Source organism: Flavobacterium sp. (assembly GCF_044339515.1).
Lineage (GTDB): Bacteria > Bacteroidota > Bacteroidia > Flavobacteriales > Flavobacteriaceae > Flavobacterium.
In genome coordinates, this window is record NZ_JBIIVK010000027.1 from 1 (window position 1) to 24,946 (window position 24,946).

Below are 24,946 nucleotides of genomic sequence, written 5' to 3' on the forward strand. Positions count from 1 at the left end.
TTCTTGAACAATTTGAAGCTTTAAAGACATTGAGTAGTCTTTCTGGGTTCGCTTAACATAGCGATTTTCTTGAAGGTTTTCCATAACGATGAAGTTTGTGTATCGCTATTTCAGGACAAGACACAATTTGAAAATAAAAAGAATAGTTTTAATACTTTTTTGTTTTTTTCTATCGAATTTAGTTTCGGCACAATCAGGAACGATTACAAGCGTTGGGAATGGGAACTGGAATGCAGATGCAACATGGGCCAATGTAAATGTTACCCGAACCGGAACAATAACATGCTCTACTGGTTCTACAACCGTTACTGGAACAGGTACCTTGTTTTTAACACAGTTAACTGTAGGTTCTGTAATTCAAAGAACTAATGGTAATGCTATAGGAACAGTTGCTTCTATTGCTAGCAATACAAGTTTGACTTTAGTGGCTAATGCTGGGACTAATCAAACAAATCAAGCGTACAGAACCAGTGCAGGTCCCCCAAGTCCTGTGGATACAGTAGTTATTGATGATGGTGACGATGTAACCGTAAATTTGAATTCGGTTTGTGCAGCATTAACAATTGCATCAGGAGGAAATGATAGTACACTTATCATCAGTGGTACCAATTCTTTAACAGTGAATGGTATTGTAACCATCAATAATGGAACTGGAACCGGAGACAATAAGATAATAGAAGTGGGTTCAGGTACACTTACTTGTAATTCTGTTGTAATGGCAGATACTACTAATGATAATAGAGATTCAGAAATAACAATTTCAACCGGAACGGTTAATGTATTAGGTAATCTTACTATGAATGGTTCTGCAAATCGTAATGCCGTTCGTTTTAGTGGTTCAGGGTTATTAAATATTGGTGGAACCGGAACGATGTCGGGTGGTGCCTTAATTCCATCCACAGGAACTGTAAATTATAATGGAAGTGTTGCTCAAAATATTGGAGCTTATACCTACAACAATTTAACTACATCAAATAGTGGAACAAAAACGTTAAATGCTAACATTACCGTAACCAATAGCCTTTCCGTTGAAGGGACTACAGTTTTAGTGCCTAATGCTGCGGATAGGATTAGTAATTCTTCACCAATTGATTTAAATGGCGGTACATATAGATCAGGAGCAACTACTGGTTTTTCGGATACAGTTGGTGTATTAACGCTTAGCGAAAATTCAAACATAATACTGGGAACAGGTAATCATACATTGACTTTTGCCAATAGTAATGCTGCTTCTTGGATACCAGAAAAAACACTCACTATTACGGGTTGGGTAGGTGGATATAATGGAACTGCTGCTTCTGGAACAAATCCAAAGATATTTGTTGGAACATTGGCAACTCATTTAACTACGCAACAATTAAACCAAATCCGATTTTTTGATGGGACAAATAGTTTCGGTGCTATTTTATTAGGCACTGGTGAATTAGTACCAAACGGAATTCCAAGAGTTGTAAGTTTTTCACCTATGGCTGTTTGTCCAAACAGTACAATTACAATCAATGGTTCCGGTTTTATTGGAGTTTCTTCCGTTCGTGTGAATGGTGTAAACGTGCAAAATTACACTGTCAATTCTTCTACTTCTATCACTGCAACATTAACTGCAAGCCAAACGAGTGGAGCAATATCAGTTGTAAACCCTAACGGTACAGGAACTAGTAGTGGAACTTTAATAATCAACCCAATTCCAACAACGGTTACTGCTGTTGCAAGTGCGGCTACTATTTGTTCCGGTGGTAGTATTAATTTAACATCAAGTGCCACCTCAAATTCAGCTAGTGCAACGACCCTGTTAACACAAAACTTTAATGGAACACCTACAGGTTGGACTACTACTAATACAAGTACTGGAGGTACACCAGCGAATGCTGCTTGGACGTTAAGACCAAATGGATATGTGGTTTGTCCTACATGTGGAAGTAGTCAAACTTTAAATAGCAATGACGCTAGTCAATTTTATTTAAGTGATAGCGATAGACAAGGTTAGTGGAGGTACAACAAATACTACTTTACAATCGCCTTCTTTTAGCACGGTGGGAATGAGTGCGGCTACTTTAACTTTTTATCATTATTACAGAGATTGGGATACAACAGACTCTGCTATTGTTGAAATTTCAACGAATGGTGTTAGTTGGACAGTGCTTAACACCTACACTACTACACAAGGTGCTAATAATAATTTTGCATTAGTTACCGTAAGTTTGAATTCTTATTTAAATCAAACAAATGTTTCAATTCGTTTTAGATATGCCGGAGTTTGGAGCTATTATTGGGCAATAGATAATGTAACCGTAACTTCAACTCCAAATACACCTGATTTAAGTTATGCCTGGACGTCAACTCCATCTGGATTTACATCCTTATTGCAAAATCCAACAGGAGTTTTTCCAACTGTTAATACTACTTATACAGTAACAGTAACCAATAATTTAGGTTGTTCTGTAACTGCATCTAAAGTAGAAGTTATTGTTGACCCAACTTCTGTAGGAGGTTCAGTAACCGGAGGAACTGCTATATGCTCAGGTTCTACTAGTGGGGTATTGACTTTGTCAGGAAATACTGGGAATGTAGTACGTTGGGAAAGTGCTGTAAGTCCTTTTACAACTTGGAATCCAATTGTAAATACTTCATCAACTTATACTTCTGGTGCATTGACTCAAACCACTCAATTTAGAGCTGTGGTACAAAGTGGTGTATGTGCAGAGGCTAATTCTACTCCAACTACAGTATCTATCAATACGACCACATGGACATCTGCTTCAGGAGGAAGCTGGGATAATGGAGCTCCAACAGCAACAACCACTGCTATAATAGCTCATAATTATACTTCTTCAGGTAATCTAGATGCTTGTACTTTAACAGTGAATAATAATGCCGTTGTTGTGATTTCAAGCGGCGATGTGGTTTCATTGAGTGGAGGTTTAACAGTAGACACGGGAAGTACCTTTACCCTCGAAAATGATGCTTATTTAATGCAAGAAGGTGCCACCAATCCAAACAGTGGTGATATCACCGTTGAAAGACAATCGCAAAGTTTAATGCGTTTGGATTACACATTGTGGTCTTCGCCGGTTGAAAGTCAAAATTTATTGAGCTTTTCACCGCTAACTGTTACCAATCGTTTTTATACTTACAATACAACTGCGGATAATTATGCAGCTATAACTCCGGGAACAAATGATTTTGTAACCGGGCAGGGATATTTAATCAGAATGCCGGACAATCATCCAACTTCTCCAACCGTATGGGAGGGAAGTTTTATAGGAAAGCCTAATAGTGGTGATTTAACTTTTTCTTTATCGAATGCCGGTAACGGTTTCAATGCAGTTGGAAATCCATATCCTTCTCCAATTAGTATTGAGACATTTTTAGATGACAATAGTAGTTTAATTGATGGCGATTTGTACTTCTGGAGAAAAACAAATAATGCTGCCGGAAGTGCTTACATTACCTATAGCGGAGGTGCTTTTAGTGATGGACCTCATACTTATGACAATATCCAACCCGGACAAGGTTTTATTGTAAAAGCAAACAGTGCCGGAAATTTAGTATTCAATAACTTACAGCGTGAGGTAAATACAAGTGTTTTTTACAGAAGTGAAGAAACCGGTAACGCATCTAGAATTTGGTTACATTTAAAAAACAATACTAATACTATTGTTGGGAATATGGCAGTAGGATATAGAGATGATGCCACAAATGACATCGATGACCAATTTGATGGAGAATATATTAATGATAGTTCCTTATCATTAAATTCTATTGTAGCTGACACAGAACTAGCTGTTCAACATCGTGCCACTTTTGTTTCTACTGATGTGGTGCCATTGAGTTTTAAAACAAACAATCCGGGAAGTTTTGAAATTGCCATTAATACATTGGATGGTTTATTTTTAAATGAAGAACAACAAATTTTCTTAAAAGATAATTTACTTAATCTCGAACATGACTTAAGAAATGCTGCTTATAGTTTTGTTTCGGAAGCCGGAACATTTTCAAATCGTTTTGAAATTGTATATGAAAGTACCTTGTCAGTTTCTAATCCAATACTCGAAAACACTGTTGTTGTTTATTCTAAAAATAAAACAATCGAAATCAATTCCGGATCGGTTCCAATGAATAACGTAAAAGTATTCGATATGCGTGGACGTTTAGTAGCAGAGCAAAAAGATGTTACGGCAACAACTATCTCCATTCCATTAGAACGAGTAGCGAATCAAGTGTTAATTGTTCAACTGACTGCAGTAGACGGACAATTAATTTCCAAAAAAGTAGTTCACTAGAAAAAGTAACACTTTATAAATTGTAAAACCTTCGAGTAATCGAAGGTTTTTTTTATGCCTAATTGTGACACATTAGATGAAATGCACATTTCATCGTTCTATGAAAAGCACTGTCAATAAAGCAACTATCGACGAAATGCATATTTTTACCATTCACTTTCAGTCCGATGTCTTTTTATCGAGTTTATCGACACGTCATCGAAAAAATGGGGTAGGAGCATACAACCGATATACTTTTACATCAGAAATAAAAACAAAACGAATTTTTAAAATACATATGAAAGCAATCAACACAAAATTCTTAATCACTTTAATCGTAGTTCTTTTCTCTGCTATCACAGAAGTTTCTGCTCAAACTCTAGTAACTAACGAAATTGTATCAGAAGAGAATGCTCAAGAAATGATTCAAGAAAACGCTGTTGAAATGAGTTCAATTGAAATATCAAATTGGTTTTCCGGAGCAAAACAAGAAACTAAAGTTTCTACTGCAAAAGAAGAATCAACTACTATTAACCGTTCTTCCTTAGTTTCAAAAAAAGAACAATATTTAAAATCTGGAATGTCTACCAAAACAATCTTGATTCGTTCAATTATGAAAAAAGCAGACAGTTATGTAAACGCAACGGTTTAGTTTTACGTCAAAAAGAAACTAAACAATCAGTTACTTAAAACCCTTCATAACCCTTCTTTTAGAGGGGTTTTTGATTTTATAGAATTAAATTTCAACAGTAGTTTGACAAAAAGAGATTTATAAGAAATATAGGATATGGATTTCAACTAAAGTGCATTTTGTCGATTTTTTTTGCTTTTTGTCGAAATGTTAATTTTTTAAAATTAAAAAGACAAAAGGTTAAATCAAATGCTGTACTTTTATAATGGATAAAACTGATTTTTAAGTTTTTAGCTAAATCCAAAAACAATCTATACCACAGAAATAAATGATATAATACTTTTATGGTTAATGCTATGTGTCTATGAAAAAAAATAAACTTTATTTAATAAGCGATTTGTTCTGTGAACTACTTTCTTTAAAAAAAGAACTAAATTGTTTTTTTTGCTTTCTCTTTTTAACGGTATGTTTTACTAGCAAAGCTCAGGTAAGTACATACACTTTTTCAGAAGATATTTCAGGCTATACACCACTTCCGGTCTCTGCATCTGTTGTTTATCCGGGCGGTTGGGATGATCATACTGCTGGGGCTACATCCCTCGTAAACTTCGGATTTAATTTTGTATTTGATGGCGTAACTTACACGGAGTGTTACGTTAGTCCAAACGGGTACCTAACGTTTGGAGCTACTCAGCCACTTCCAAACACTTATACACCGATAAGTACTAATACAACTCATCAAGGTGTAATCAGTGCATTGGGTATCAATTTGATAGATAATTCCGGCACATCACCTATTTTATATGAAATTCAAGGAACCGCTCCTAACAGAGTTTTGGTTGTTCAATGGCAAGATGCAGAAAGAGTAGTTGATCCGGGTGTATTTAATTTTCAAATTAAATTATTTGAAACATCTAATCAGGTGCAGGTATCATATGGTAATTGTGTGCCTTTAGGTACAACCGCACGCACAGTTCAGATTGGTCTACGTGGACCAAATAATAATTTTCCCAGCAACGGAAATATAGGTAACGTTTTAAATAGGCTTAAAGCTACAAACACACCTTGGTTTGGAACTACAACCCCAGGAACTGCAAACAACAGTGCTGTTAGAACAATTGGAAATACAGTTGCTATTCCGCCATCATTAGCTTACCCTGATTTAGGATTAACATATACATGGACACCACCCACTGTTAATTGTGTTACTCCACCGGTTACTCCAACTGGGTTAGTAATAGGAGGAACAAGTACGACCTTTAACTCATTTGTTGGCAATAGTTTTACAGGTGCTATACCTGCTCCAACAAATTATTTAATCTTAAGAAGTTTAGTTAACACAGCTCCAACTGCTACAGAAATATTAGATGGAAGATATTGGGGAGTTGGAAACGTAATTGCTTCAACATATACTGTTATTAGTAATGCCTCTTCAGCTGTAACAACATTTACCCAAACTGGTTTGACCGCGAGTACCACTTATTATTATTGGGTAATCCCATACAATGATAATTGTATTGGTGCTCCGTTTTATAATTTAACAAATATATTAACTACTTCAGCAACCACGTGTACACCTACTGCAGTTGCAACTGCGGCTACAGCAGTAAATGGAAATGGGTTTACACTCAATTGGAACAGTGTTGCTCTTGCTACTGATTACCGTATAGATATTTCAACAAACAGTACTTTTACTAATATTCTTCCCTCTTATAATAACTTTTCAGTTGGTTTAGTTACAAGTTTTACAGTTTCTGATTTAGCAACTGCTACTAATTATTGGTATCGAGTTAGAGCTATAGGCCCCGGTTGTGTTAACAATAGTAATACAATTAATGTTGGTGTTTTACCATGTGGTTATTACAATATCCCCTACACGCAAAATTTTGATACATCACCGATTGCTGGGTTAGCAACTTGTTTTACTCGGGTTAACGATAATGCGGATGTTATTCAGTGGGGTGTACAAGGTGTTAGTTTTTCCTCCTCACCCAGGGCAATGTATATTGCAAAGAATCCAACAGTAGACATGAATGACTGGTTTTTTATGCCGGGATTAAATTTGACAGGTGGGACATCTTATCGTCTATTTTTTAGATACAATACCGGTGCAGCGGGAACCTTTTTTGAAAACTTAAGAGTTCGTTTGGGGAACTCCCAAGATGTTGCAGGAATGAACATTACGTTATTAGATTTACTTAATATTAATAATACATCTTTTCAAGTTGCATCGGTTGATTTCACCCCTGTAAGTACGGGGATTTATTACATTGGTTTCTATGGTTTTAGTATTGCAGATCAAAGTTTTATTGCTATAGATGATATCAGTGTAACAGTTTCACCGACATGTTTTGAACCCACTGATGTTCAAGTGATTTCTGTAACAAATAATACAGCAGATGTTACTTGGTTAGCATCGGTACCTCCACCATCAGCAGGATATCAATATTATTATTCAACATCTCCAACACCACCAACAGCAGCTACAGTTCCTTCTGGATCAGTGGGGGCTGGTGTTACAGCCACTACCATCACCGGTTTAACAGCTTCTTCTTTTTATTATTTATGGGTGAGAGGTTTTTGTGGAGGTGTCGATAGAAGTATTTGGAGTGAAGTACAAACATTTACTACCGAATGTAATTCGCCATTGGTGACTTCATCTTCGGGAGCTTCAAGATGTGGTGTAGGTTCCTTAAACTTAACAGCAACCCCCAATCCGGGATCATTTATTGAGTGGTATGATGTGCCAACAGATGGAGTAAGTCTTTTTACAGGTAATAATTTCACAACACCTTTATTAGGATCTTCAACTGTATATTATGCTCAAGCAAAAGCATTTGGTGCAACTTCAAAAGTGGGGCCAATATCACCTACCACATTAGGAGGTACAATTGCAACGTCAACATTTCCAACCTCAATGAGTTTTGATGTTTTTAATAGTACAACTATTCAAGCTGTTGATATATTTCCATTGGCATCAGGTCAATCAGGAGAAATTGTTTTACGTAACTCATTTAATGTAACAATAGCAACCTTTCCTTTTACAACATCAGTAACGGGTGGAAATACAGCACAAACTATACCTTTAAATTATCCGCTTCCACCAGGAACTTATAATCTTTTTGTAGGCTCAATGCCAACATCCGGATTAAGAAGTAATACAACCGGAGCAGTTTATCCTTATGTATCTACAGTTGCTCAAATTACAGGGAATCCAATAGACAATACTAATTATTTCTTCTTCTATAATTGGAAGTTTACCACAGAATGTATTTCACCTAGAGTAGCAGTTAATGCCACTGTAGCAATTCCACCTCCTTTTTCATTAAGTAGTGTAAATGAAGTAATTTGTGAAGGAGAAACAACTCCATTAGTAACAGTAACTGGTGCGGCTTCCTACAATACATTTACTTGGTCACCAGCAAGTGGTGTTTCCGGCTCTGTTGGGGCAGGTTTTCAATTTAATCCAAGTGCAACAACTACTTACACATTAACAGCAAATCAAACATCTGGCTCTTTTTGTACCAATGTTGTATCAATTACAGTAACGGTAGACCCCCTACCACCGGCAATAGCAATTGTACCGGCCGCTGCAACAATTTGTGAGGATACTGTTCAACCGCTATCCGCTTCAGTTGGTTCTACATCTTCAACAATTGTTTATGCAGAAAATTTTAATGGTTCAGCACCTGGTTGGGTAGTTTCAAATACATCTGTTGCAGGAGATGTTAATGCCTCTCAATGGACATTACGTCCTAGTCCTTACAATTATTCAAGTCCATATTGGACATATACTTTCAATAGTAATGATGCTACTCAATTTATTTTTGCTAATTCTGATGCACAAGGACCTAGTTCAGTTACAAGGACAACATTAACTTCGCCTCCAATTGATCTATCAGTTTATGTTTCTGCATCATTCAGTTTTTGGCAGTATTATAGATATGTGAGTGGTGATACCGCAATAATAGAAGTTTCTACTGATGGAACCAATTGGACTACCGTTGAAACATTCCTTTCCTCACAAAGAAGTGGGGTTAATTTCGTTCAGCATACCGTTAATTTAGATGCCTACATTGGAAATCCTAATTTGCAAATACGATTTAATTATCAATCAAATTGGGGCTATGGCTGGGCAATTGATAATTTAGAAGTATCAGCAGCTATATCGCTTGAAGTACAATGGTCTCCTGATACTGAATTATATACCGATGCCGCTGCAACGATTCCCTATGTATTGGGAACACCTGTAGGAATTGTATTTGCAAAACCCACAACTACACGAACCTATACTGCCACAGCTTTAGGAACAAATGGATGTTTTACTACTGAAGATATTTTGATAACGGTAGATCCAACTCCACTAGGAGGAGCTTTGTCCGGTAGCCAAGTTTTATGTTCGGATACAGTTCCCTCTTCAATAACTCTTACAGGTTATTCAGGAACAATTATTCGATGGGAATCTGCAGATGATTCAGCATTTACAGTTAACCTTTCTACAATTGCCAATACAACAGATACGTTTACCCCAGCTCAAATGGGTGCCATAACCAATATTAAATATTTTAGAGCTGTTATACAAAGTGGTGTATGTCCGCTTGTTTATTCCGTTGTAGAAAGTGTAAGCTTCCCTACAACAGTTTGGAACGGAACCACATGGAGTAATGGGCTACCGGATAACACCAAGAGGGTTGTTTTTGCGGGTAATTATACTTCAACCGGTGATTTAGAGGCTTGTTCTATTGAAGTACAATCCGGTACAGTTACAGTCCTGGCAAATCACAATTTTATAGTGAATAACCAGATTGATGTAACCGGATCACCTGCAACAACTTCTATTGTTTTTGCAAATAATGCCAGTTTAATTCAAATTAATGATGTTGTGAATTCTGGCCCCATCACTTACAGAAGAAATTCTACACCGATGGTTACTTATGATTATACGTATTGGTCCTCACCTGTAGCCAACCAAACTTTTGGTTCGTTTTCCCCTAATACAAATGCGGCACGTTTTTATTTATGGAATACAGGAATATATAACTGGTCTAATGTCTCAACTGCATCTAGTTTTGTAGCGGGTATTGGGTACATTATTCGTGCACCCGGTATATTGCCTTTTAATGCCGTAACACCAACGATTTACAACGGTCAGTTTGTCGGTGTACCACACAATGGAGATATCACTGTTCCAATAGTAGTAAATGGCTTAAATGATAGAAACCTACTCGGAAATCCTTATCCAAGTGCTATTAGTGCAGACGATTTTATGGACGACCCCTCGAATGCAGGAGTTGTTGGAGGAACTATTTATTTTTGGACCCATAATACTCCTATAACCAATTATCAGTATACTTCCAACGATTATGCAGTTTACAATTATACTGGTGGTGTAGGTACACAATCAGCCATCAATTCCGGAATTAATAATACTATACCCAACGGAACTATAGCTGCAGGACAAGGATTTTTTATGAGATGTGTTGGAACTGGAATAGCTACTTTCAAAAACTCGATGCGTTTGTTAGGAAATAATACCCAGTTTTTTAGAATGAGTGGCTTACCATTGTCAGAATCAACTGAAAATAAAAACAGACTTTGGCTTGAGCTTTCAAATACAGAGGGTGGTTTCAAACAATTGTTAGTTGGTTATGTTAATGGGGCTTCCAATGAGTTTGATTTTAAATATGATGGAGAAGTATCAGAAGTTGGAAATCCGGTAAGTTTTTATTCGGTGTTAAACGATAAAAAATTAGCCATTCAAGGTAGAGCCATGCCATTTGCAGAATCCGATTTAATACCTTTGGGATATAAATCTCCTTCTGAGGGGACGTACTCTGTTCAATTAGCTACATTTGATGGATTTTTTGCCGAACAAAATGTATATTTAGAAGATAAGTTGCTAAACCTTATCCATGATTTAAAAAGTGAGCCCTATGTTTTCTTTTCAGGGTCTGGGACGTTCGATAGTCGTTTTATTCTCCGCTTTACTAATGAAACATTGGGTATAAATCCGATTGATTTACAAGAAGTTATAGTAGTAAAAAGTGCTCAAAGCATTGCTGTTCAAGCTTCTTCAAATGTAATTTTAGATAAAGTAACTCTTTTTGATATCCGTGGAAGACTAATTGCATCAAACATAAATATAAATGATAACACCACTACTTTTGAGAATTTAAACATTGCGAATCAAATTTTATTGGTTCAAATTGTTGATCAATACGGCAATATCATTACTAAAAAAGTAGTTTTTTAATTAATCTTTTTTCAACTTATCATAAAGCCCTTTTCCTTTGAATTGGGCTTTTTTTTATAAAAATAGTAATAGAAAAATTGTGAAAAAGAAACTATCAAGTAAAACTTACATTTTTTCATTTCTTTGATTTTTTAAAGTTAAGAAACACTTTGTTAATTGTTTTTTTACTTTTGAAATATTTAAATCCTTCAGTTTTTTTAATGCATTGTAGATTACTATAAATGAATATTATCAAAATCACCTGAACATTTTTATCAATTATAATTTCCAAAAAGTGAAGCAATTCATTAGCTCTGTTTCTCCTAATCGATTTTTATAGCTTTTTGTCGAAAAAGTAACATTGGCTTAACATTTCTACTTAGCTTTACCTTTTGATAAGAAAATAGTAGTAATCTAATGGTATATTTAACAAAACAATTTCATTGTGTTAATAATTCATACACTTTTAATGAGTATTATTCGCGAAAAAATGTATTTTTGTTGTTAGTAATTCAAAAATAGATGGCTTTAAAAGGCTGATTAAAAACATTTTACCGTAGTTTTTAGTCAGAAATTTAAATCACATTTTTGAATTGTTTGTATTTTGTCGACATTATGTGAAGATGGTCGATTTTTGAACAAAAGAAATTAAATGCTATGTGAAGAAATAATGAAAGCAATTTTCTATCATTTTAACACATTAGAAAAGAAACCAAACTAAAAAAATAAAAAAAACTGAATTTCCTAAAATAAAAACTATGAATTCAACTTTACTTTTAAAAAATACCCGAACGACCTTTTTCCAAAAAGCAACCTCCTTTTTAGGGGTTATGTTTATTGGAATGATATTGTTGATGTCCACAAACACGCAAGCTCAGGTAACGGCGTATGGTTACCAAGAGTTTAATGGCGTTTCAGATGGTGAGGTCTATACTCCGATTACTGGAACAGACCTTTTTGGGGCAACAATTTATCAAGAGTTTACACCTATAGGTTCAGAAATACCGTTAGGATTTACTTTTAACTATAATGGAGTAAATTATAGCCAAGTAAAGGTTCATTCGAATGGATTTATTTATTTTGGTGGAACTGTCAACACAACAGCAACTCAGGGTGCTCCAATTAGTGGAGCCAATTTAAATCAATATGCAGGAGCTATCGCCGCATATGCGAGACAAAGTTTAGTTCATGCCAGTTTTGGTTCTGCACCTATTTATCCCGCTGTAGTTTCCAGTGTGGAATATTTAACTACCGGTTCTGTAGGTAGTAGAGTCTTTACGGTTCAGTATGAAAATATGACTAGATATAATAATTTGGTTGCTCCGAGAGAGGGTTTGTTAAATTTTCAAATAAAATTATATGAAGGAACCAATATTGTAGAGGTTGTACATAATGTTCAAACTTTTCATGCTAGTCTTACAACTAACCTTCCTGGACAATGTGGTTTGAGAGGTACTTCTAATACCGATTTTAATAACAGAGCAGCTAATTCAGCAGGATATACCTCTACTACAGCTGGTGCATTAGCAAATACTGCGTTAAATTATAGAGATACATCTTACATGGGTACAGTTATCCGTATGCAATGGACACCACCATGTTATGTTCCTTCTGGTTTAACAGCGATAAATTTAACCGGTACCACTGCTGATATTTCGTGGACCGCTCCGGCAGTTTCGCCTATTAGCTATCAATTTGAAGTGCGTAGTAGCGGGACAGGAGGTTCAGGACCGGTAGGTCTTGCTGATTCTGGAACTTTCGCCGGAACTTCAACTACAGCAACAGGTTTAACAGAAGGTTTTACTTATCGATTATTTGTACGCTCATTTTGTGGTGGGTCAAGTTATAGTGCTTGGGTTCCGGGTCCAATTTTTACCTTACCATGTTCGGCTACAACTGTACCTTATTATATACCTTTTGATCCTGTTGGTGATGGGTTTACATTGCCTGGCTTACCGGTTTGTACAGTAAATAATAATTTAGGCACAGGGAACAATTGGGTTTCATCACCTCCCGATTTTGGAGCTTTCTTTGATGAGCATTTAACCTACACATTCAACGCAAACCCAGCCAATACTTGGTTTATTACAAAAGGAGTTGCCCTTACTGCAGGTCAAACGTACCGAATTCAATACATTTATGGAGGTTCTTCGGAATTTACTTTTATTACCAATCGTATGGAAGTTCGTTATGGAACCACGGGAACAGGAGCCGGATTAGCAACTGCAATTCAATTGGATGATCATCCTGAAATAAAGTCTGTTCCGGAAAGTAATGTCGTTAATTTTACTGCACCTACAACTGATACCTATTATTTTGGTTTTAGAGCTTATTCTGCTGCCAATAATGGTACCTTATATTTAGATGATATTTTTATTGATGTATCAAATTGTCGTCAACCTACAGGATTAATTGCACCGCCGGTTTTGGTGAGCTTTAACAATGCAACCATTACCTGGACGGCTCCAACGCCATCTCCTGTTAATGGATATGCTTATTACTATAACACTACAGGTGTTCCTCCAACTAATTCTACACCGGCTTCTGGAACTGTTCCTGCCGGAACAACATTAACTGTAATCCCCGGATTAACACCTAATACCTTGCATTATGTTTGGGTACGAAGCATTTGTGGGCCTGGCGAATTTGGAGAATGGTCTACTAGTGCAACTTTTACAACATTACCTGCACCACCGGTTTATTGTACACCGGTTGGGTCTTCTGTGGATGGAACAGGATTAACCAATGTTACTTTTTCTAGTATTAACAATACAACAGGTAATGAAGCGGCAACTAATTTTTATGGAAACTATTCAGGTTTAACTGCAAATATTGCTCAAGGAGCAACCGTGCCAATTTCAATGACTTTCTCTACTTCAACTTTTGATTATTTTGTAAGTATATGGATTGACTGGAACAATGATGGTGATTTTATCGATCCGGGTGAAGAAGTTTATTCCGGTGAAACGGTTAATCCTCCTTCACCTTCAGTATTAAGCGTTTCTTTTAATGTACCACTAACTGCCACTTTAGGTCCAAAGCGAATGAGAATAGGTGGAATTGATGATCCTATTTTTACTGGAGGTGCACTAACCCCATGTAGAAACGGAGCATTTCAAACTTTTGAGGATTATACAGTAAATGTAATCGTAGCTCCACCGGCATTAACTTTAAGTCAAACAACAATGCCGCCACAATGTGGATTAACAGATTCGCCTTTGGTTACGATTACGTCTAATATAGCCGATTTTGATGTATATACTTGGACACCTTCTTCAGGAGTGACCGGAGATCCGGTTTCGGGGTATACATTCAATACAAGTGCTACGACAACATTTATCTTAACTGCAAGTCAAACGAGTGGTGCTTTTAGTACAAACACAGTTAACTTTGTTTATACAGCAAATGAAACACCAACTCCAATTACTATCGCTACTCCTGATGGAACAGATAGTTGTATTAATGGGCCTGCCATTGAGTTAAATGCAGCGGGTGGAATTGTTTCTAATGTTGTAGTTTATCAGGAAAACTTCAATTCCGGGATTAATGGACCAGGTCAATTTACATCGTTTAATAGTTCAACTGGTGGTGTAAATCCTGCTAATCCTGCTTGGACAATTCGCCCAGAAGGTTATACAGCACCAGGTCCTTCTTGGTTTGCTACTTTTTCAAGTAATGATGATACAAATTTTGTTTTTACCAACTCTGATTCACAAGGTTCAGGGGCAGCCAGTACAACAAGAACACGATTGGTTTCACCACCAATTGATTTAACGGGTTTTACTTCTGCTACTGTGAGTTATTACCATTTCTTTCAGTTTTGGGGTAATGATATTTTTGCACGTGTAGAGATAACCACAAATGGTGGTGGTACATGGACTCCTCTAATTAATTATACAAGTAATCAAGGATCTAGTTCAAATTTTACTCAAGCTTTCTTGGATTTAAATCCGTATGTTGGCAATATCATTCAAATTCGATTTGATTACCAAACATTATGGGGTTGGGGTTGGGCTATTGATAACTTTAGAGTTATTGGTAGTGCTACTTCAGATATTGTATGGTCTCCAACAACCGGATTGTTTACAGATGCTGCCGGAACCATTCCATATTCAGGAACAGGAACAAGTGTGGTTTATGCTATGCCATCAACGGATACAGTGTACCAAGCTACTGCTACCGGACCTTCGCCAACATTTTGTGAGAGTTCTCAAACCGTAGCCATCGCTGTGACACCTCAAGTAGGAGGTACGCTTTCTGCTGACCAAGTTTCTTGTGATACATCTTCTTTTACTAATATAACTTTAACCGGTCATGTTGGAAATATTATTCGTTGGGAATATGCCGATAATGCTGCATTTACACTAGGGGTTAACCCAATTGCGAATACTACAACTACCTTGACACCGGCAGAATTTGGAACTTTCTTAACGGTTCGTTATTTCAGAGCAGTGATTGGAACCGGTGCTTGTAACCCTGTTTATTCAACGGTAACATCAGTATCAACAAATACAACCATATTAACAGGAACAAATACATGGAGTAACGGAACTCCAGATATCACTAAGCGTGTTGTCATTCAAGGTAATTATACGGCAATTGCTAACTTTAGTGCTTGTTCTGTTCGAGTGTTTACAGGTGCAACTTTGCTTGTTCAATCTGGCGTTACGGTGACAGTAGAAAATGAATTTACAGTAGATGGCCCATCTTTGCCAAATACCGTAGTTTTTGAAAACAATGCAAGTTTAATTCAGTTAACAGATGCTGTAAATACAGGTTCAATTCGTTATGAGCGTAATACAACGCCGGTTGTTTTCCATGATTATACATATTGGTCTTCTCCGGTTGAAAACCAAGTGTTAGGCAATTTTTCACCAGATACAAGTCCATCTCGTTTTTATATCTTTAATAATGCAACTTATGCTTGGCAGAATATTAGCACTGCTTCTGTGATGAATGCAGGTCAAGGATACATCATTAGAGCTCCCGGTACATTTAGTCCAACTGTTCCTTCTGTGTTTACTGGAGCATTTTATGGTGTACCTCATAATGGTCCATATTCGATTGGAGTAACCGTTTCGGGCACTCAAAATAGAAACTTGTTAGGTAATCCATATCCAAGTGCTATCGATGCTGATTTATTGTATTTAGGGAACAACGGAGTGTTGCAAGGAAACATGTTCTTCTGGACACACAACACCCCAATCACAGCTAATAATTATAATGCAAATGATTATGCAACCTATAATGCAACCGGTGGTGCAGGAACAGCTGCTTCACCAAACCCAGGTGTAAATCCGAACGTTCCTAACGGTAATATTGCGGCAGGTCAAGGTTTCTTTGTACAGGGATTAACCTCTGGAACGGTTAATTTTGATAACACTATGCGTTTAACCGGTTTAAATAATTTATTTTACAGAAGTGCTGATGCACCAGCTACGCTTGCCATTGAAAAGCATAGAATCTGGTTAAACATTATCAATCAACAAGGAGCTTACAAACAAATGTTGTTAGGTTATGTGCAAGGGGCAACCAATAATTTGGACAATGCATTCGATGCTCAATTAACAGAGGCTGGAAATATAGTGAGTCTTTATTCATTAAACAGTGATAAAAAGTTAACTATTCAAGGAAGAGCTTTGCCTTTTGATGTGAATGATGAGGTTCCTGTTGGATACAGAACATCTGTTGCCGGAAACTATTCGATTGAATTGGAAAATTTTGATGGTTTGTTTGAAGAAGGTCAAACAGTTTATTTAGAAGATAAATGGTTAAATGTTATTCATAATTTAAATGAAAGCAATTATGATTTTACTACAACAACTGGAACATTTGATGATCGTTTTGAAATTCAATTTACTGATGGTACGTTGAGTGTTAACAGCCCAACAGATGCTTCTAATGCGATTGTTGTATATAAAAACAGTGAAACTATTTTTATAAATTCTTCCAACCTAACAATGTCTGAAGTAAAACTTTTTGACATCAGAGGAAGGTTGATAACGGCCAAACAAGACATTTTAGCTTCCGAAGTCAGTTTTGCTAACTTGAATGTGGCGAATCAAATGATTTTAGTGCAGATTACTACCACCGATGGGTTGGTGGTTACTAAAAAGGTAGCATACTAAAAATACACACATACTTTACTCAAAACCCTTAGTTTTTTCTAAGGGTTTTGTTTTTTATTGCAAAAGCATGAAAAAAATTGTTAAAATAGTTGATTTTGCATTTTATCGATTAAATATGTTTTTTAACGATTTGTGCTCATTTGCTTAACAACATGTTAACAATAATTACTATATTCACTAACTTATTTTAAACCAATTTTTTTAATTATGATTAAATACTACAATTCCTTGAGTTGGCGTTTGGGGACGCAGCTCAAAACCCGAGAACCGGACTTTGTTGGTCAATTGACCAACTCTTCTGGTAATTTTCTAAAGTCATGGCTAGTGAGTGTTTTCATCTTAATCGGCTTGTTTGCCGGTATAGATTCTTATGCTCAGGTTTCTATTAATGAGAGTTTTAACGGTGCTACTACACCTGCTGGTTGGAGCTACACTGGTTTTTCTCGCACTACAAGTGTACCTTGTACAGGAGCCGGAGCTATTCGAAAAAATCAATGGAGTTCAGCTACAACAGGTAATGCTCAAACACCAACTTGGGTGTCAAATGGGCAAGATTTGAATATCTCCTTTGATTACAAGATGTTAAACTGGGTTTCAGTAGATCCACCTACCGTTGCTACACCAAACACTCCGGATTGGGGGCAAATTATTACTGAAGTTTCAACTAATGGAGGAACTACTTATACCGTTACAGCAGGTACAATTAATCCTGCTAATAGAACAGTAACAACGGCATGTACGAATGTTGCGTATGTGGTTCCTGGAGCATCATTGCCTAGTGGTAATACAATAAGAGTTAGGTTTAGATTAGCTTATGGAGCAAGTACGACTCCTGATTATTATGTTTACTTAGATAATGTGATTTTGAATCAGGCCTCTGTTACACCTCCAAATTGTGCAACAGGTGTTTTGCCTGCAGATTTGGCTACTGATGTGGCTAGAAACACTTTGCTTTCTTGGACAGCCGCAACTGGAGGACCAACTAGCTATGATGTTTATTTAGGTACTACTACACCGGCTCCTTTTGTAGCTAATGTTGGAGTAACCTCCTATTTATCACCCTCGGCTTTATTGCCTAATACTCTATATTACTACAAAATTGTTCCTAAAAACAACAATGGTGATGCTGTTGGTTGTGTTGAACAATCGTTTACTACGGGTGCAAATTTGATATTTTGTAACCCAGGTTATACATCAGGTAAAACTAGTGGAGACTTAATTTCTAACATAGTAATTGGAGGAACAACTTTGGCAAATAATTCAGGAACTAGCCCTGTTAATCCTTCTTATACTTATTTTACAGGTCTTCCAAATTATACTGCTGAACTTCAAGCAGGTGCAACTTACACTGTTACAATTTCTGTTGGAACTTTCGGTGGTCAAAATGTTGCCGCTTGGATAGATTATAATGATAATGGCGTATTTGAGACTTCTGAAAGAATAGGCTTTACGACATCATCAATAGCTGCAAATGGAACAGCAAACTTCAATATAACGTTAGCATGTAATCCTCCACTAGGTACTCATCGACTAAGAGTAAGAGATGTATGGAATACAACGGGTAATTTAATAGACCCTTGTACGACTTATGGATTTGGAGAAACTGAAGATTACGATGTAACTGTAACTGCAGCTGATCCATGTCCTGCTCCAGGTAATTTAGCTGTTTCTAATATAACTCAAACAACGGCAGATTTATCATGGACGTTAGGTTGTGCTGAAACTGCATGGGAAGTAGTTGTACAAGCAACTGGCTTAGGAGAACCTGCCGGTGCTGGTGAAGCATCTGCTACAACGACTTTTGACGCTGATGAATTAACACTTGGTACAGACTATGAATTCTACGTAAGAGCCGTTTGTCAAACAGGGGTCTTATTTAGTGATTGGACTGGACCGTTTGCATTTTCAACGATTGATAATCCTCCTGCATGTACAACTTTAATTTCTCCTGCTGACGGAGCAACCGGTGTTGCAATTGTTGAAGGAGCAGCACAATTAACGTGGAATGCACCTGTAACTTCTCCAACTGAAGGAGCAGCTACTTCTTATAATGTTTATTTCGGAACAACCAGTGGTGCCTTGACATTGATAGGTAACCTTCCTGCTCCTGTTTCCGGAAATCCTACTGTTGGAATAACAAATTTATTGTATAATCAAACCAATTTTTGGAGAATAGTACCTGTAAATAGTGGTGGTGAAGCTGTTGGTCCTTGTGCTGAATGGAGCTTTACTACAGAAAATGTTCCTGCAAATGATATTTGTACAGGAGCTGTTAATTTAGATTTATTAACTTCACCATTATCTTCTGCTACAACTGGATTTAGTGACAATTATAGTCCTTCATGTAATGGAACAAATACTGCTCCAGATTCATTTTACTCTATAACTGTTCCAAATGGTTTTACTTTAAGTATTGGTCAAACAGAAAATAATTATGATTCTGTTCATGCTTTGTTCTATGGTTCTTGTGCAGCTCAAACAGAGATTTTGTGTTTAGATGACACAGATACTACAACTGCTAATTGGACAAATACTACCGGAAGTACTCAAACAGTTTATTGGGTTCAAGATGGTTTTGGTGCTGGAAGTGGTACTTTCACTTTAGGTTGGTCATTAACCCCTCCTCCTGTAGTTGTTACTACTTTTGCTCCAGATGCTATTTGTGGTGAAGCCGGTGGAGATTCTGTTGTAATAACCGGTTCAAACTTTACTGGTGCTACTTCAGTTCAATTTAACGGAATTGAAGCGTCTTCTTTTGTAATAGATAATGATACACAAATTACAGCTGTTGTTCCTGCGGGAAATACTGAAGGTGTAATTACTGTGTTTTCTGAACCTAGCACAAATGGATCAGCTTCTAGTGCTAATGCATTGGTAGTGAATCCTTTTCCTACTGTAAACCCAATTATTGGTGATTCGGCATTATGTATGCCAAATACATTATTGTTGACGCCAGGTTCTCCGGGTGGAACGTGGTCTTCTTCTAATGAAGCCGTTGCAACCGTAGTAGGAGGTACTGTAACAGGTGTTGCTGAGGGAACTGTAACAATCAGTTATTCAGTAACCGATAATGGTTGTACAACTGTTGTTACTCATGATGTAACGGTTAATGCACCGGTTGTAATTAGTTCATTTACGCCAAGCCAAACGGTGGTTACTGGAAATGACGCGACGTTTACCGTTGCAGCAACAGGATCTGGTTTAACTTATCAATGGTTTGCTTTTGATGGGATTGATACTTATGAGTTAGATGATTTATCGAGCTTATATGGAGAGTCATATTCCGGTTCAACTTCATCTTCATTGGTTGTTGGAAGTGTTCCTTCTGATATGAATGGATTTGAGTTTTATTGTGAAGTATCAGGACTTTCTCCTTGTACAGCTGAAACAACAACTCCTAATTCAATATTAAACGTTGGTGATACAGGAATCGGTTCTGATCCTTCTAGTGTTACCTTGTGTGATGGTGGTTCAACTACCTTTACAGTAGTTAGATCAGGAGATGATTTAGAAGAAGATATTACTTATTCATGGGAATATGATGCTGACGGAACTGACAACTGGCAACCGGTTGCTGATGGTAATTTAGACGGTATGACTATTGCTGATTCAGCTACTGATGTTTTATCTGTTTCTACAATCACTTTAGTTCATGACGGATATAGATTTAGAGCAGTAGTTACTGGTCCTGCCAATGCTGCTACTTCTAACCCTGCTACGTTATCAGTAAACGAGGGTGTTGCTATTACAGATCAACCGGACAGTGTTCAAGTTTGTAGAATTACTACTACTGCTAACTTTAGCGTAGCTACTAGTGGTGTTGTTACCGGTATTCAGTGGCAAGTTTCTCCAAATGGAGTTGACACTTGGTCAAATGTTGGAACAGGTGCTTCGATTAACGTGAATGTTACTCCTGCTACTCCAGTGGGTATAACTTATTATAGAGCCGTTGTAAGTGGAACTTCACCATGTTTACCATTAAATTCTGATGTGGTAACTTTAACTGTTCAACAACCAACTATTTCTGTAACTCCAAGTTCTGCTACTTTCTGTTCTCCTGGAGATCCTGTTACTTTAACAGCTTCTGGAGCAGTATCATATACTTGGTCACCAGCTTCAGGATTAAGTAGTACAACAGGTGCTGTTGTTACAGCTTCACCATCTGTTACTACTTTATATACTGTAACAGGTACAGATGCTAACGGATGTACAAATACAACAACAGTTAATGTAACTGTAGGTAATGCAGTTCAAGCGACAGCTACCTCTAATTTAGCGACAATTTGTCCAGAAGAAAATGTACAATTATCTTCTTCTGCAATTCAAAGTTTTACAATAGGAGCAGTTAATACTTATGTTTTTTCAACCACTACCGGTGTCGCATTAGATCCAATGGTTGGAGCTACTCAATTAATTGCCTCAAGTTCTGATGATGGTGTATCAGCAGTTAATAACATTGGGTTTACATTTAATTATGCCGGAGTAAACCGCACACAGTTTTCAGTAAATGCTAATGGTTTAATCAGATTAGGAGCTACTGCTGCAACTAGTCAATGGACAAACTCAGCTGCAAATGCAAATACCGCTACTCCAGCTATTTTAGCTTATTGGGACGATTTAGCAACGGGTCTTAATGGTAATGTACGTTATAAACTGTCAGGTCAAGCACCTAATCGAGTTTTGATTATAGAATGGTTTGTTACTGTGCCTAGAAATACAACAGGAACCGCTGCAGCTAGATTCCAAGCATGGTTGTATGAGAGTACCAATGTAATTCAGTTTGTATATGGAAACGGAATGGTTGTAAATACTGCTAATTCAGGTGCAACTATTGGATTGGCTACTGCAACTGCAGTTTACAATACAGTGAACACAACAACAAACACTAATACGACATCGTCGTTTATTACGAATAATACGGGTGCAATTGATTCTGGAAGAAGTTACACATTTACACCAGCTAATTTACCTGTATTTACTTATTCTTGGACATCTGAGCCAGCAGGATTTACTTCAAGTGCTCAAAACCCTGTTGCTAATCCATCCGAAGATACTACTTACACTGTAGTTGTGACTGGAGCAGCAGGATGTTCAACCACTGCACAAGTATCTGTTGAGGTAGTTTCAGGAGCACTTATTGAAACTCAACCTGTTTCGTTAACACAATGTGAAGGAACAGATGCTTCATTTAGTGTTTCTGCGTCAGGACCTAGTTTAACCTATCAATGGAGAAAAGATGGTTTTGATATCGATGGAGCTACTTCATCTACTTTAGCCTTAACAGCTATTTCTGCTACAGACGCTGCATCTTATGATGTAGTAGTTACGCCATCATGTGGTGAACCAATTACTTCAGATGTCGTAACTTTAACTGTAAATGCTCTTCCTACTGCTGTAGCTTCTAGCAATGGTGTATTTTGTGAGGGTGATACAATCAACTTAACTGGTACTTCAGACATTGGCGTTACTTTTTCTTGGACTGGTCCAAACGGATTTAGTTCAACAGAGCAAAACCCAACCCTGTTAAATGTAACAGTTGCATCAGCTGGAACTTATACATTTACTGCTACAACTGCAGATGATTGTTCAACTTCCGGTTCTACAGTAGTATCTATCATTCCAAATCCGGAATTAGAAATTACTTCTAGTGGTAGTGCTACTACTGCTTGTGTTGGTGAATTAAAGCAATTAACAGCTTCACCGGTTTCAACTACAAATATTATTTTGTCTGAAAACTTTAATGGAGCTACAAACGGTTGGATCACAGAAAACCTTACAACAGGTGGAGCTAATCCTGCTAATGTAGCTTGGACATTAAGACCAAGTCCATTTACACAAGGTAGTACTTTTACCAGTAATGATGCGAGTCAGTATTATTTATCTAATCCTGATGCAGCCGGTAGTGGTGTAACAGCAAATGCTAGATTACAGTCACCAACATTTAGTACTGTTGGATATTCCGCAGTAAATGTAAGTTACTTCCATTATTACAGACATTTAACTCTAACGCAAAATGTAGAGTACTCTGTTGATGGTGTTAACTGGGTTTCGTTTAGAACATATAACACAACTCAAGGTGCACCTGCAGCATTTGTTCAGGATACAGTTGCTTTACCGGCAGGAGCTTTAAATCAGCCATCGGTTTCTATTCGTTTTAGATACCAAGACGGATGGGCTTGGTATTGGGCAATTGATAACTTCCAAGTTGTTGGAACACTTAGTACTCCAACTATAACTTGGTCTCCAACTACAGATTTGTATACCGATGCAGCTGGAACAGTTCCTTATACAGGAACTAATGCAGCAACAGTATATGCTAAAGTTTCTGAAACTAGTCCAACTAGTTACACAGCTTCAAGTGTGAATGGATTAGGTTGTGAGAGAGAAGCTAATTTTAGTTTTGAACTTACTACCACAGGTTGTCCTTCTACTACAGTTGTTGTTCCTACTTTATGTGGTACTACTTTAGCTGCAGTGAATAGTTATGTTTATGCTAATATCGTTTCTGGTGCTCAAGGTTACCGATTTAGAGTTACTAATATGAGTACAAACGAAGTACAAACTATTGATCAGTTACTAAGAGCATTCCGAATCACACAGTTAACAAACTATGCATTCAACACAACTTATATGGTTGAGGTAGCTGTGAGAAGAAATAATGTTTGGGAATCATTCTACGGAACTGGTTGTACTGTATCTACACCTGATACTACTACACAAATTCAGGCATCTCAGTGTAATACAACGTTGAGTAACATCAACAATTCAATCTTTGCAGACATTGTACCTTTTGCAACAGGATACCGATTCAGAGTAACCAATACGTTGAATCCAATCGATGTTCAAACTATTGATCGTCCGATTAGAGATTTCAAGATGAGTAACTTAACGTCATTTGAGTACAACACTACTTACAATGTGGAAGTTGCGGTAAGAAATACAGATGGAACTTATTTATCATATGGTCCGGTATGTAACATTACTACACCAATGTTCCCAACTGTTGGATTAGAAGATGCTCAATGTGATGATTATCAAGTAATTTCTAACACTGAGACTATTTTCGCAGAGTCTTATCCAGGAGCAGAACAATACCGCTTCTTGTTACAAAACTTAGGTCAACCTTACAACCAAACGTTTGACAGACCTATTCGAACTGTTACCTTGAATAACTTTACAGGATTATTACCTGGTGAAACCTATACTGTACGAGTGGCTATCCGCTTAAACGGTGTGTGGGGACCTTATGGTAAATCATGTAGTATCATTACTCCGGGAGCAGCAAGACCTGACGAAGTTACTAGAATAGACGAAAGTGCTGTAAATGAGTTCAAAGCCATTGCTTATCCAAACCCATTTGCCACAAGTTTTGCGATTGATGTAAGAACTTCAAATACTGAAACTGTTAGCTTGACTGTTTATGACATGGCAGGAAGACTTTTAGAAGTGAAAGAAGTGAAAGCTCAAGATGCAAGTAACTACCAATTCGGAGATCGTTATCCATCAGGTGTATACAACGTAATTGTAACACAAGGTAATGAAACGAGAGCCGTAAGAGTGGTAAAACAATAAAACCAAGTGACTGAGGGACTAAGGTTCTAAAGTACAGAGTTAAATAAATTAAAACCTCCGAGCAATCGGAGGTTTTTTTATTTTTCAGATTCTCATTCAAAACCTACAATTACTCATTTACCGA

The 24,946-nt window shown here is 37.1% G+C and carries 6 protein-coding genes; all 6 read left to right on the plus strand.

The window, feature by feature from the left end; all coding sequences use genetic code 11:
• Positions 1-127: 127 nt before the first annotated feature.
• On the plus strand, positions 128-1,984 hold the full coding sequence (locus ACIQ0M_RS08875; protein WP_396151493.1) for a beta strand repeat-containing protein: 1,857 nt from the start codon (positions 128-130) through the stop codon (positions 1,982-1,984).
• The gene (locus ACIQ0M_RS08880; RefSeq protein WP_396151494.1) at positions 1,962-4,280 is read left to right on the plus strand and encodes a hypothetical protein; all 2,319 of its coding nucleotides are present in this window, start codon (positions 1,962-1,964) and stop codon (positions 4,278-4,280) included. Before ACIQ0M_RS08875 ends, ACIQ0M_RS08880 begins: the two co-directional genes overlap by 23 nt.
• A gap of 100 nt (positions 4,281-4,380) precedes the next feature.
• Positions 4,381-4,911, plus strand: coding sequence for a hypothetical protein (locus ACIQ0M_RS08885; RefSeq protein ID WP_396151495.1), 531 nt, complete (start codon positions 4,381-4,383; stop codon positions 4,909-4,911).
• Positions 4,912-5,254: 343 nt separating this feature from the next.
• Positions 5,255-11,143 (plus strand): T9SS sorting signal type C domain-containing protein, encoded by a 5,889-nt coding sequence (locus ACIQ0M_RS08890; RefSeq protein ID WP_396151496.1) that lies wholly within the window; start codon positions 5,255-5,257, stop codon positions 11,141-11,143.
• 737 nt (positions 11,144-11,880) lie between these two features.
• Entirely contained in the window at positions 11,881-17,250 is a 5,370-nt protein-coding gene (locus ACIQ0M_RS08895) for a GEVED domain-containing protein (protein ID WP_396151497.1), read from the plus strand.
• Between the two features lie 207 nt (positions 17,251-17,457).
• Complete coding sequence (locus tag ACIQ0M_RS08900) at positions 17,458-24,822, plus strand: GEVED domain-containing protein (protein ID WP_396151498.1); 7,365 nt, start codon at positions 17,458-17,460, stop codon at positions 24,820-24,822.
• The last annotated feature ends 124 nt before the right edge of the window (positions 24,823-24,946 follow it).

Coding starts and splice junctions, on each gene's coding strand:
- ACIQ0M_RS08890 (WP_396151496.1), top strand. CDS start 5,255: ATGAAAAAAAATAAACTTTATTTAATAAGCGATTTGTTCTGTGAACTA.
- ACIQ0M_RS08900 (WP_396151498.1), top strand. CDS start 17,458: ATGATTAAATACTACAATTCCTTGAGTTGGCGTTTGGGGACGCAGCTC.
- ACIQ0M_RS08895 (WP_396151497.1), top strand. CDS start 11,881: ATGAATTCAACTTTACTTTTAAAAAATACCCGAACGACCTTTTTCCAA.
- ACIQ0M_RS08885 (WP_396151495.1), top strand. CDS start 4,381: ATGAAAAGCACTGTCAATAAAGCAACTATCGACGAAATGCATATTTTT.